General features: G+C 38.1%; 13 protein-coding genes. 12 read left to right on the top strand and 1 reads right to left on the bottom strand.

From position 1 onward, the window contains the following. Positions 1 to 100: 100 nt before the first annotated feature. The 12 genes from rnpA to DESMER_RS22425 all read left to right on the top strand — a co-directional run bounded on the left by rnpA (position 101) and on the right by DESMER_RS22425 (position 11,941). Complete coding sequence (gene rnpA, locus DESMER_RS22475) at positions 101 to 439, top strand: ribonuclease P protein component (protein ID WP_014905366.1); 339 nt, start codon at positions 101 to 103, stop codon at positions 437 to 439. A gap of 7 nt (positions 440 to 446) precedes the next feature. After that, on the top strand, positions 447 to 653 hold the full coding sequence (yidD, locus tag DESMER_RS23330; protein WP_014905365.1) for a membrane protein insertion efficiency factor YidD: 207 nt from the start codon (positions 447 to 449) through the stop codon (positions 651 to 653). Between the two features lie 11 nt (positions 654 to 664). Then, a complete protein-coding gene (locus DESMER_RS22470; RefSeq protein WP_014905364.1) occupies positions 665 to 1,339 on the top strand; it encodes a YidC/Oxa1 family membrane protein insertase in 675 nt (224 codons plus the stop codon). Positions 1,340 to 1,368: 29 nt separating this feature from the next. Next, positions 1,369 to 1,995: an RNA-binding cell elongation regulator Jag/EloR gene (gene jag, locus DESMER_RS22465; protein WP_014905363.1), complete on the top strand. Its 627-nt coding sequence runs from the start codon at positions 1,369 to 1,371 to the stop codon at positions 1,993 to 1,995. Positions 1,996 to 2,102: 107 nt separating this feature from the next. Then, positions 2,103 to 3,467: a tRNA uridine-5-carboxymethylaminomethyl(34) synthesis GTPase MnmE gene (gene mnmE, locus DESMER_RS22460; RefSeq protein WP_014905362.1), complete on the top strand. Its 1,365-nt coding sequence runs from the start codon at positions 2,103 to 2,105 to the stop codon at positions 3,465 to 3,467. An 8-nt stretch (positions 3,468 to 3,475) separates the two neighbouring features. Then, positions 3,476 to 5,377, top strand: coding sequence for a tRNA uridine-5-carboxymethylaminomethyl(34) synthesis enzyme MnmG (gene mnmG / locus DESMER_RS22455; RefSeq protein WP_014905361.1), 1,902 nt, complete (start codon positions 3,476 to 3,478; stop codon positions 5,375 to 5,377). Between the two features lies 1 nt (position 5,378). Beyond that, the gene (rsmG, locus tag DESMER_RS22450) at positions 5,379 to 6,098 is read left to right on the top strand and encodes a 16S rRNA (guanine(527)-N(7))-methyltransferase RsmG (protein WP_014905360.1); all 720 of its coding nucleotides are present in this window, start codon (positions 5,379 to 5,381) and stop codon (positions 6,096 to 6,098) included. A 142-nt stretch (positions 6,099 to 6,240) separates the two neighbouring features. Beyond that, a complete protein-coding gene (locus DESMER_RS22445; RefSeq protein WP_014905359.1) occupies positions 6,241 to 7,689 on the top strand; it encodes a VanW family protein in 1,449 nt (482 codons plus the stop codon). Positions 7,690 to 7,903: 214 nt separating this feature from the next. Then, positions 7,904 to 8,668 carry a ParA family protein gene (locus tag DESMER_RS22440; RefSeq protein WP_014905358.1) on the top strand — a complete coding sequence of 255 codons (765 nt, stop codon included), beginning with the start codon at positions 7,904 to 7,906 and terminating at the stop codon, positions 8,666 to 8,668. Beyond that, positions 8,661 to 9,509: a ParB/RepB/Spo0J family partition protein gene (locus DESMER_RS22435; RefSeq protein WP_014905357.1), complete on the top strand. Its 849-nt coding sequence runs from the start codon at positions 8,661 to 8,663 to the stop codon at positions 9,507 to 9,509. The genes DESMER_RS22440 and DESMER_RS22435 overlap by 8 nt, the downstream gene beginning before the upstream one ends. Positions 9,510 to 10,590: 1,081 nt before the next feature. After that, on the top strand, positions 10,591 to 11,292 hold the full coding sequence (locus DESMER_RS22430) for a DUF554 domain-containing protein (protein WP_014905356.1): 702 nt from the start codon (positions 10,591 to 10,593) through the stop codon (positions 11,290 to 11,292). 166 nt (positions 11,293 to 11,458) lie between these two features. Further along, positions 11,459 to 11,941, top strand: coding sequence for a DUF4446 family protein (locus DESMER_RS22425; RefSeq protein WP_014905355.1), 483 nt, complete (start codon positions 11,459 to 11,461; stop codon positions 11,939 to 11,941). An 8-nt stretch (positions 11,942 to 11,949) separates the two neighbouring features. Here the strand turns inward: DESMER_RS22425 and yyaC are convergent, their stop codons facing one another. Next, complete coding sequence (gene yyaC, locus DESMER_RS22420) at positions 11,950 to 12,522, bottom strand: spore protease YyaC (RefSeq protein WP_014905354.1); 573 nt, start codon at positions 12,520 to 12,522, stop codon at positions 11,950 to 11,952. Positions 12,523 to 12,570: the final 48 nt, after the last annotated feature.

The following is a 12,570-nucleotide window of genomic DNA, read 5'->3' as shown; positions in this document are numbered from 1 at the left end:
GATTTAATTATTTTTATTGGGTAAACATACTTAATCTTTAAACGTTTAAACTAATGCATAGTGAGTTAGAATATAGAAGGTATGTAAACCTGGAGGATATATGCTGCAAAGGAAATTTCGCTTACGTCAAAAATCTGGTTTTAAAGCAATTTTTGAGATCGGTAAAAATTACTCTGCAAAAAATGTAGCTATTTATGTATTATTTAAAGAACCTAATAGATTTGGTTTTATTGCTTCGAAGAAAGTCGGCAATGCGGTTCAAAGAAATCGTGCGAAAAGGCTTATGCGGGAGGTAATAAGACTTAACCTGCCGGAAATTAGAAAAGATATACAAATTATTTGTATTGCTAGGGCTAGAATCAAAGGAGTTTCTTACTCCGAAGTCGAAAGCAATATCATGTATATTTTGAAAAGAGCCAACACCTTAATAAAAAGGTGAGATTAGTATGAGACGTATTCTAATTGGTTTAATTCGCTTTTATCAAATTATTATATCTCCTCTAAAAGGGCCCACTTGTCGTTTCTATCCAAGTTGTTCGGAATATACTGCTCAGGCTTTGCTAAAGTACGGTCTTGTAAAAGGAAGTTGGAAATCTATTAAACGGATTTTAAAATGTCATCCGTTTCACCCTGGGGGACATGACCCAGTATAAGGAGGGCTTTTGTGAGTACTATTGTTGAAGCAATGACTTATTTATTAAAGATACTATATAGTTTTTCTACTGCTGTTGGGTTGCCTTATTATGGTGTTGCGATCATTCTTTTGACTATGTTGATTAAGACTTTAATCTTTCCGCTCACTTATAAACAGATGGCCTCAATGCGCAAAACAGTAGATTTACAACCAAAGATCAAAGCTATTCAAGAAAAATATAAAAATAATAAAGAAAAAGCTAATGCCGCCGTTATGGAGTTGTATAAAGAACATAATGTAAACCCTTTAGGTGGGTGTCTTCCAATAGTTGTTCAGTTACCGATTTTTTGGGCATTATATAGTGCTTTGTTACATTTTCCTTATGATCCGGCTAATGCTTCAGCGCATTTATTTTTAGGATTTGACTTGACAAAAATTTATGGATTTGCGTTCTCATATCACTTGATTTTACCCATATTTGCAGCTGCAACTACATTTCTGCAAACAAAGCTAACCAGTCCAAATGCTTCCACTGACCCAACTCAAAAGACAATGCTTTATATTATGCCGGTGTTTTTCGCGTACATTAGTGTTACAGTTCCAGCAGGTTTGGCTTTATATTGGGTTACTATGAATGTTGTGTCGATTTTTCAACAACTATTTATTAATAGTAGATTATCGAACAAAGGTAAGAAAGCAATATAGGGATGTGTAAGGCGTGAGGAGGATCGTTCATGAGGATTGCAGAGAAAACTGGGAAAACAGTTGAAGAGGCTATCACAGCGGGTCTTAACGAATTAGCTGTCGATCGTGATCGGGTAAAAATAGAGGTTCTCGAAGAACCTGCCAAGAAAGGTTTATTTGGACTTTTTGGTACACGTTTAGCAAGGGTGCGAATTTCTTGTGAAGACAACCCGGGTATATTAGCTGCAGATTTTGTAAAAAAAGTATGCCAAGTTATGAGCGTCAATGCTGATACTCAGGTGAGCAAGGATGGTGAGCACTGGCATGTTAATATTAGTGGGCCTGAGCTTGGAATCCTGATAGGAAGACGTGGTGATACCCTAGATGCACTTCAATATTTAACGAATTTGGCAGTAGCTAAACAACTATCCGAAAGAGTTCGAATAGTTGTTGATGTTGAGGGATATAGGTTAAGACGGGAAGAAACCTTGGTTCGTCTAGCAAAGAGATTATCTGAAAAGGTAAAAAGAACGGGTACAAGAATAGTGTTAGAACCGATGAACCCTCATGAACGGCGGATTATACACACTTCTTTGCAGGATGAAGCTAGAATTGCAACCTTTAGTGAGGGAGATGATCCGAATCGAAGGGTTGTCATATCACTGAAACGAGGCTAAGAGGGGTATACCCCTCTTTTTTATTTTATTAAGGGAAACAATAAGTTGTTTATTTACTTTGTTAAAAGAACAAAAAAAATAAGTTTTGTTAATTGGAGATGAATACTTTGGAAGATACAATAGTTGCAATGGCTACCGCTATGGGTGAAGCTAGTATTCATATTTTGAGATTAAGTGGTTCCGAAGCAGGAAAAATAATAGAAAAGTGTTTTAACCCCCAAAATAGTGAACGTTGGCAATTAGGCGAAAACTTTACTCTTAATCTGGGACTATTTCATGATGAACATAAAGTTCTCGATGAAGTCTTAATTGGTAGAATGCTATCTCCGTTTTCATATACTGGTGAAGATGTCTATGAAATTAACTGTCACGGTGGTCCCTACGTAGCTCAAAGAATTTTGCAAGAATGTATTAGAAATGGAGCCCGTTTAGCAGAAGCCGGGGAATTTTCTAAGAGGGCTTTTCTCAATGGAAAGTTAGATTTAATCCAAGCAGAAGCAGTAATTGATTTAATTAGTTCTCGAACCGAAACTTCAGCAAACTTAGCTTTAGCTCAGCTTAGTGGTGGACTCTCGCATCAAATAACAGATTTACGAGATAAAATCTTAGAAATACTAGCTTATATTGAAGCTGGGATTGATTTTCCTGAAGATGATGTTGAAAGCCTTGATAGAAATAATTTGCAATCACTTATTGGTAAGACCTTAAGTAGTATTGAGGACCTTTTAAAAGGAAGTAAGACCGGTAAAATTCTCAGAGATGGATTATTAACAGTTATTGTAGGCCAACCTAATGTAGGAAAATCTAGTTTGCTCAATGCCCTATTGAAGGAAGATAGAGCAATTGTTACAGATATACCAGGGACAACCCGTGATGAAATAAGAGAATCGGTTAGTGTTGGTGGAATTCTGTTAAAGTTAGTAGATACTGCGGGAATTTGTGAGAGCAGTGATTTTGTTGAACGGTTGGGAATTGAACGATCATGGAATGCATTGAAGTCTGCAGAGCTTATCTTATTGGTTGTTCAGGCAAATATTCCTCTTACTAATGTTGAAAATGAAATATTAAATACTTATAAAGATAAGGTCATTGTAGTTCTAAATAAGACAGACTTATTAAAGAGTAATCAAGAAGTTGTTATAACTAACAACTACGGACTATGCATACCTCTTTCTATTCTAGAGCATAGAGGTTTTGATGAACTTGAAAATGCAATTCGAAAACGAGTTTTTCAGGGAGATACTGCTATATCATCTGATCCATTACTTTCAAACATTAGACAAATATCTTCACTAGATAATTGTAAGAATTCATTAAATCAAGCTTTCGAAAGTTTGCTCCAGGGAATGCCTTGGGATATACTTTCTATTGATATTCGACATGCCCTTCAACATATTTCAGAAATAACAGGTCATAATGTACAAGAATCACTTCTCGATGATATTTTCTCTCGATTTTGTATAGGAAAGTAGGATGAGCTTTGGAATACTTTGCTGGGAAATATGATGTAATCGTAGTTGGAGCCGGACATGCCGGGTGTGAAGCTGCTCTTGCTGCTGCCCGAATTGGATGTGAAACACTTTTACTAACTCTAAACTTAGATACGGTTGCCCATATGCCATGTAATCCTTCACTTGGTGGACCGGCTAAGGGGCATCTGGTACGCGAAATTGATGCCTTAGGCGGTCAAATGGGTATCATAGCAGACAAAACATCTATACAGGCTAAGATGTTAAACACGGGAAAGGGACCTGCTGTTCATGCCTTAAGAATTCAATCGGATAAACAAGCCTATCAAGCTCATATGCGTAATGCGTTGTTGTCTCAACCCAGATTGACTATTGTTCAAAGTTTAGTAGAGAAAGTTGTCATTAATAATTATTCAATAGCTGGAGTTGTTACTCGTACAGGTGCACGTTTTGAATCAAATAACGTAGTATTGACAAGTGGTACCTATCTAAGAGGGAGAATTATTATTGGCGATTCTATGTATGAAGGTGGACCTAATGGTCAAATGCCTGCAATTTCTCTTTCCGAGTCGCTCAAAGAGTATGGTGTAGAATTAGGAAGATTTAAAACTGGAACTCCTCCAAGAATCCAGCGACAATCAGTAGATTACTCTAAATTTCGAATACAACCTGGAGATGAAAGACCTTGGGGTTTTTCCTTTCTACCGACTGAGAGTATTTTTTGGCAGGGTGATACTTCTAAACAAGTTCCTTGCTGGTTAGGATATACATCAACTATTACCCACGATATTATTCGCGAGAATCTCTATCGAGCACCATTGTATTCGGGAAAAATTGAGGGTATAGGCCCACGTTATTGTCCTTCAATTGAAGATAAAGTTGTTCGTTTTGCTGAGAGAGATGCTCATCAGATTTTCTTAGAACCGGAAGGATGGCAAAGTGATGAGCTTTATGTAGCAGGCCTTTCAACTAGTATGCCTGAAGATGTTCAAGTAAAAATTCTACAAAGTATTTCAGGTTTAGAGCATGTTCGTATGCTAAGACCAGGCTATGCTATTGAGTATGATTATGTATTACCCCATCAACTCTCTCTTAGTCTGGAAGTACGCCAATTAAATGGCTTATTTACTGCTGGCCAGTTAAATGGAACCTCTGGCTATGAAGAGGCAGCTGCTCAAGGTTTGATGGCAGGGATAAATGCTGCTCTTCGAGCTTTAGCTAAAGAACCTTTTGTCCTTCGACGCTCTGATGGTTATCTAGGGGTCCTGGTGGATGATTTAGTCACAAAGGGGGTTAAAGAACCCTATCGCTTATTGACATCAAGAGCAGAGTATCGACTTGTTCTCCGTCAAGATAACGCTGACTTAAGAATGACAGAAAAAGGAAGATCCGTTGGGTTAGTGAGTGATGATCGCTGGCAGCGTTATCAAGAGAAGAAAAGTAATTTGATGTATATTAATCAACTATTAAAATCTAACGTATTCTCCCCATTCAATGAAACCTTACAGAAGGTAATGATTGATGTGAATTCTACTCCAACCCGTGGAGGAATTAGTGCACAGGATTTAATTCGTAGGCCGGAGATTACTCTTAAACAAATAGTTGAGCTTTTACCTGAATTAAATAACTTTGATTCTGAGGTGTTAGAGGAAGCCGAAATAGAAGCTAAATACTCTGGATATATTGAAAAACAATGGGCGGAAATCGAGAAGTTTTCTAAGTTGGAAGACCTAATTTTACCTAAGAATCTTCGTTATGAAGATATCCGTGGTTTATCTACAGAAGGCCGACAAAGATTAATGGAAGTAACCCCTTTAAATTTGGGACAAGCTTCCCGAATTACAGGAGTAAGCCCGGCAGATGTCTCAGTATTATTGGTCTCTTTAGAACAACGTCGCCGAAGGGAGAAATAATGTGTTCAGTGAGTATTCAACCCTTATTAAGGGGTTAACCTATAATCATACAGGATATGAATTAACTGAATCTCAGGTGAATCAGTTCTGTTTGTTTGGAGACCTGTTACTCGAGTGGAATCAGAAACTCAATTTAACGAGAATCACAGACCCCCAGGAAGTAATTTTAAAACATTTCATTGATTCCATGGTTCTTGCTAAATATATTCAAGGTGAGCATTTTGCAGATCTGGGCACCGGAGCGGGCTTTCCCGGAATACCACTCAAAATTTTGCTTCCTGAGTTAAGTGTCGTGCTTGTTGATTCGTTGAAGAAGAGATTAGACTTCCTTGATATTGTTATTAAGACCTTAAAGTTAAATAAAATAGTTACTAATCATGCCAGAGCTGAGGATTTTGGACGTAATCAACAATATAGAGGTTTTTTTGATTCAGTTTGTTCACGTGCTGTAGCACGTTTACCCATTTTGTTAGAGTATGCTATGCCTATTCTTAAAGTTAATGGTCGATTCATTGCTGCTAAAGGCTTGAATGCAGATCAAGAGCTAGCTGAATCAAAAAATGCCTTGTTGGTTCTTAATGGGAAACCGGAAGGAATTGAAAAGTATAATTTAGGGCATAGTGCAGAGCATCGAGCAGTAATATTGATTCGTAAAGTTGGAAAAACTCCATCCCAATACCCGCGCAAGGCAGGAACTCCTAGTAAGAATCCTATTATTTAGACAATAATTTTGGCTAGGGCATTACTCTTTTTGAGTGTAAGGCTCTTTTTTATGACGGACAGTGAAGGAAATAGGATTAGAACGTCGAATTTAATAATATAGTGCTGTATTGCAGGGTGTAGGTATAGTAGGGGGTGGCAATTTGGAAGATTCACAAAATCAAAGGTTTAGAAGAGATAATGCTAATCTAGTTTCGGGGACAGACCTCAGTAGAAGACGTCGAAGTAGTGCAAAGAAACAAAGATTTAAGTTCGATTTTAAAAGGAGTAAAAGATTATATATAGCATTAGGACTTATAATAAGTTTCTTAGTTGTTGTTGCTCTCTCGGCTACGATATATACCTGGGATCAGCATCTAATTGTTGATGGAGTCACAATTTCTGATGTTGATGTAGGTAATATGACAATGGACCAAGCCAAGGAAACAATGGAATTGGAAGTTGAACGTCTTCTTGGGCAAACCGTAAAGCTTAACGTTGATGAACAAGTAAAGGAAGTCAAATTAGAAGATTTAGGCTTAAATGTCTCTGCAGATGCAGCATTAGAGGAAGCTTATCAAGTTAGTAGAAGAGGAACAATTATTAATAAAGTATTAGCTAAGATGAAAACTTCTGAGGGCATTAAATTAGGATTGGCACAGGAATGGGATGAGGATAAATTACTACAACGACTTAACAATGATTTAGGAGAATTTAATAAGCCTGCCAAAGATGCATCCTTTGATATTAATCCTAATAACTCAATGGCTATAAAAAAGGAAGTCGTTGGAAGAGTCATTGATACCGAAGATTTAGTTGATAGGATTAAAGATATCGATATTTTCTCTCAAGTGCCGGAGTTTACGGTAAAGTATAAAGATCAACTTCCAATTGTAACTGCTGCCCAATTAGAAGAACAAAAAATTACTGGATTACTGGCCAGTTATACTACACGATTTGACCCTTCTCAAACTGCAAGATCAGAAAATGTTCGTATTGCTGCTAGAGCTATGGATAAGGCTGTTATAAAACCAGGTGATACTTTATCCTTTAACAAGATTGTTGGCGAAAGAACTGTTGAGGCTGGCTATAAAGATGCCTATATAATCGTTAATGGTAAATTTGTTCCCGGATTAGCAGGCGGAATATGTCAAGTTTCCAGCACTCTTTATAATACGGGGCTATTAGCTAATTTACCTGTTACTCAGAGGAGCAATCATGATTTAGCTATATCCTACGTACCACTTGGGCAAGATGCCACTGTTGCTTACCCAGATCTCGACTTAAAGTTTAACAATAATACAGGTGGGTATCTACTTGTTCGTACAAAGGTAAGTAGTAATTCTGTAACAATTGAACTCTATGGAAAGGTTGTTCAAGGACAAGAAGTGCTTATTTCGAGTAAGATCGAGTCAGTTATTCCAGTTGAAGAACAACGTTTAGTCGATGAAACTCTTGCCCATGGAGCTTCACGTACCACTCAAGAGGGTCAGCCTGGATATGTGGTTAAATCCTTCCGAACTATTAAGTTGAATGGTAATATCAAAAATACAGAAACACTTAATCAAAGTAAGTACTCACCCTTACCAAAAATTATTTCAGTTGGTGCATAATTTTATAAGATTATTATTTTTAATTTGTAAAAAAGCGTCAAAAGCGCTTTTTTTATTGGGTTTGGTTTGATACTATCAGATAGTACACATTTTTGCTTCTTTAATCTTTATCTATATAAAATTTCATGTCCTGAACCAGTTTCGTCGATTGAATAATTTTTTACTAAGATCGTGTAGATAGTATTGTATTGTGTAATGAAGGAAGTGCTGACTATTGGTAACTAATGTGATCGCTATTGCTAATCAAAAAGGCGGAGTGGCTAAAACTACAACAGCGATAAATTTGAGTGCCTGTCTGTCGGAACTAGGTAAACGTGTCTTACTTGTTGACCTGGATCCACAAGGTAATGCTACTAGTGGTATGGGAATCGTCAAAAATAAGCTAACTCGATGTATTTATGATGTTCTTATTAATGATGTTCCTTTGGAACAGGTTATTATGAAAACTGAGCAAAAAGGCTTAAAGGTTGTGCCTGCGAGAATTGAACTTGCCGGTGCGGAAATTGAACTTGTTTCTCAAAGTTCACGTGAAGCGAAATTAAGAAAGGCTATTGATGACGTAAAAAATGATTATGATTTTATTTTCATTGATTGTCCTCCTTCTTTGGGGCTTCTAACAATTAATGCGCTCACTGCTGCTACAGATGTAATCATACCGATCCAATGCGAGTATTATGCTCTTGAAGGGTTAACACTACTAATGAATACCTTGGATCGTGTTCGAAAACATCTTAACCCAAAACTAAATATCTTGGGAGCTCTCTTAACAATGTTTGATGCTCGCACCAATCTATCTATACAAGTAGTTGATGAAGTCAAAAAGTACTTTCCGCAAAAGGTTTTTCGTAATATTGTTCCGCGTAATGTACGTCTTAGTGAGGCCCCTAGTCATGGTAAAGCAATAAATACTTACGATTCACGGTCTAGAGGTGCAGAAGTTTATCGTGATTTAGCCAAGGAGGTGTTAGAACGTGTCTAAGAAGGGACTTGGTCGGGGACTTCAAGCACTCCTATCAGATGATATAGGTAATAATGAAGAAGGTATTAAGGAAATATCAGTGTCAATTATAGACCCTAACCCTGAGCAACCGAGAAGGGAATTCGATCCTCAAGGACTCAATGATCTTGCAGACTCTATACGAGTACATGGATTGTTACAACCTATTCTGGTGAGACCTTCCGGCGACAGGTATATTATAATCGCCGGTGAACGACGCCTTCGTGCGGTAAAGATTGTCGGACAGTCTACTATAAAGTGCATTGTTCAAGAGTGCAGTGATCAAGAAATGGCCGAGAGAGCATTAATTGAGAATATTCAGCGTGCTGATTTATCTCCTGTTGATGAAGGACTTGCCTACGAGAAACTTATTAAAGAATACGGATTGAGCCAAGAACAAGTTGCGCAACGTGTTGGCAAGGCTCGATCAACAATAACAAATCTTCTACGGATAATACAATTACCAAATGCTATTCTTGATTTGCTTCGAAGTAACTCTATTTCATTAGGCCATGCTAAGGTGTTATTGGGTGTTAAAGATACAACTTTACAAGTCTTAACTGCTCAAAAAGCCGCTAAAGAACAACTGTCTGTTCGAGATACTGAAAGTTTGATTAACAGACTATCGGAGAAATCCGATAAGGTGCGACATACTCGGGAGTTTAGTCCGTTACTAAACCAAGTGCAAGATCATCTTAGGAGCTGCTTTCAAACAAAAGTTAATATTAAGGGTGACACTAAACGCGGTAGCATCGAGGTTCAGTTTTTTTCGGAAGAAGAGTTGAATAGATTACTTGAGCTATGGAACATCCGCATAGAGTAACTAGATGTTCCACGTGGAACATCTAGTTACTCTATGGATTAGCTTTCTTAGGGGGATGGGTGGCACTCCTCCCTTTTATCCTTTGTAAATTGCCGAAGCTATTAAGCTGATTTCCTTCAATTAACATGTTTTTGTAAAATAATTGTTAATGGTATTCTAAAAACCTCAGAGTGTTAAGTATTGTTTATATAGGTGTTGATGCTTGACATTGATGTGGCTTGAGCAACTATTCTGGAAATATTTCTGGTTAGCATGTGATTGTACTGTTTGGCTATGAAGGGGATCGCTTTCAGCTGAGTAAACCTTGCGAAGACCGAGTTTTGATTTGCACGGTCAGTATATCGTCGCTGGCTGACTGGACGGTTCGTGAGCCTTTCCAATCTGGGCATATTTAGACGCACCTATGCCTTCCCTGGTGCATGTAGCGCTAGGAACATTGTGTTCAGTGATTGTGCGCCGGCCCATGCCATTCTGCAAGAAGGCTAATACGTGCGAAGACAGTGTCTTCGGGCTCAACGGCAATAGTCCATCCATGAACTAGTACTGTCGCGTAGGGGTACTCCAACCAGTCGTCCCTCGCCTCAGCCTGACCATACTGAAGCATCTGCTTTTCTGAGAAGTGCTCCTCAAGCCAAGTTTGTTGTGAGTGTGAAAACAACTTTGGGATTTACTTGCAAGTATTTAGTACTTTAGGACGTTTCTTTTTATCATCTGAGGGTACTGCTATGGTTGGGTTATGAAGTTTAGTTAAAATAGCCCCAAAGCGTCTTTAGAAATATTGTACACGAATACAAGGGGTTTGCAGTTACGCTCTAACAGGAGTTAACCCATTGCATGGAGGGCATAATGCCTACAATGCATGAGTAGAATCGATGTCGCAGGTTTCCACTCGCCGTTATGCAAGTAGACTAATTTGTATGAAGACATTAGCTGGTCATGAAGGATGGGTAAAACCGCCCAGACCCCGAGGAACTAAATTTTTATCTTATGATGGTGCTGCCTTGGAGGGGCAAGTATGGCTACTTTGATTTAATGTTCCACGTGGAACATTAATCAGTCAATAAAAGGAAGAGGGATATAGTTGTTAGGAACTATTGTAAACACTGGGGCAATTATAATAGGTGGATTAATAGGTCTTATGTTCGGACAAGCATTACCAGAGAAAATGAAAAAGACAGTAATCCAAGGAATTGGGCTAGCAGTATTATTAATAGGAATATCAATGGCCATTCAAACTAAGAACACGTTGATTGTTATAGCAAGTTTAGTGTTAGGTGGGATAATTGGCGAAATCATTGACATAGAACTGCGACTACAACAGTTTGGGCAGTCGCTTGAAGGTAGGCTATCAAAAAATGGACGAGGAGGAGATTTCACCAAGGCCTTCGTAACAACGAGCCTAATTTATTGTGTCGGGGCAATGGCAATTATGGGTGCCTTAGAGAGTGGCTTAACAGGACACAATACAATACTTTACGCCAAATCAATGTTGGATGGAATAACCGCAATTGTATTTGCTTCGTCAATGGGAATTGGTGTGCTAGCATCGGCAATACCGGTGTTTGCCTATCAAGGATTACTTACTGTCACAGCAGGTCTTTTAGAGGGAGTCTTGTCGTCCCAGATAATAAATGAGATGGGAGCGACTGGCGGACTTCTGATTGTCGGGATAGGCCTAAACATTCTAGAAATAAAAGAGATTAAAGTGGGTAATCTATTACCAGGGTTGTTCTTGGCGATTCCAATAGCAATGCTTTTTACACGTCTCCATTTAGGTATGTAAGGCGAGATAAGTAAACATAAATAAAATTTGGATTTGAAAGGAAGTGAAAAACCTGGTTTTAGGTAGATCATTAAAAATGATCTGCCGCTTTGTTTAGTCGTCAAGGCGGAATCAAAGCCGATATGATTCTAATACCAGGGATAAATTAGTGATGATCGAGGGTGTAATGTCGATAAATTGGTTGGCTATAGGTGTATTAGCCTTCCTTACAGTTATTCTATTAATTATTACGATTTTACTATATCGTAAGATGAAAAAGTTTCAGGCATCATATATAAGTCTACAGACATTTATGGACGGTCAACAAATGGATATACTCCTTGATAAATATATTCAAAAAGTAACAGACTTAGAGCAAAATCTCGAAAAATGCAAGGAAAGGCTTGATCCCATTGAAATTAAATTAAGAGCTAGTATCGATCGAGCAGAAATACAGCGGTTTAGAGCCTTCGAAGATGTCGGTAGTGATTTGAGCTTTGCAGTTGCCTTCTTAAATCAAGAAGGAGATGGATTAGTATTAAGTTCGATTCATAGTCGTGAAGAGGCCAGGATATACGCAAAACCGATAAGTGGCGGACAGTCCCAATATTCGCTTTCAGATGAGGAAAGAGATGTAGTATTAAAAGCAATGAACGGAAAGAAAATATAATTAACTGCTTAGTTGCTCCTCCGTACTTTCAAATATGAACGAGTAATTATAGAACTGATATTCTCGGACAGTCTCCAAACTAAGTTGAGACGAGTGTTTTGCAAAACCATATATTCCATAAAGCCCCCCACATTAACAATACCGGTCATATGAGCTTCACCTACTTCTGGCAGATTTTTATTAACACCTGCCCCAGGCTTTAATGGCCCATCAGAAAGAGTAATACAGCCGATTGAGTCAAGACGCCCTAAACAAGCGTCTACTGCAATAATAAATGGATTTGAAAAAATACTTTTTATGTTATAAACGTTTGATTCGAGGTTTGTAGCATGTACGGGATTATCTAATGTACCATAGACATTAAGTTCAGGGAGTTTTAGACGGGAGAGCTGTGTGCCAATTAATGGCCCTAAAGCATCTCCCGTTGAACGATCTGTCCCTATACATAAAATAACAGCGGGGCGTTTCTGAGTAGAAACAAAAAGATCTGAGAGACGCGTCTCAAGTTTCTCTTTTGCGGTATAATCATCCACATGGGCTTTAATTTTTTGAGTTTCAGTAAGCAATGAAAATAAACTCACAAGCAGCCCCCTTACTCGATGTACTAAAAAACTTAGCTATTCATTAAA

This window comes from Desulfosporosinus meridiei DSM 13257 (genome assembly GCF_000231385.2).
GTDB lineage: Bacteria > Bacillota > Desulfitobacteriia > Desulfitobacteriales > Desulfitobacteriaceae > Desulfosporosinus > Desulfosporosinus meridiei.
This window is presented reverse-complemented; position numbering and strand designations above follow the sequence as displayed.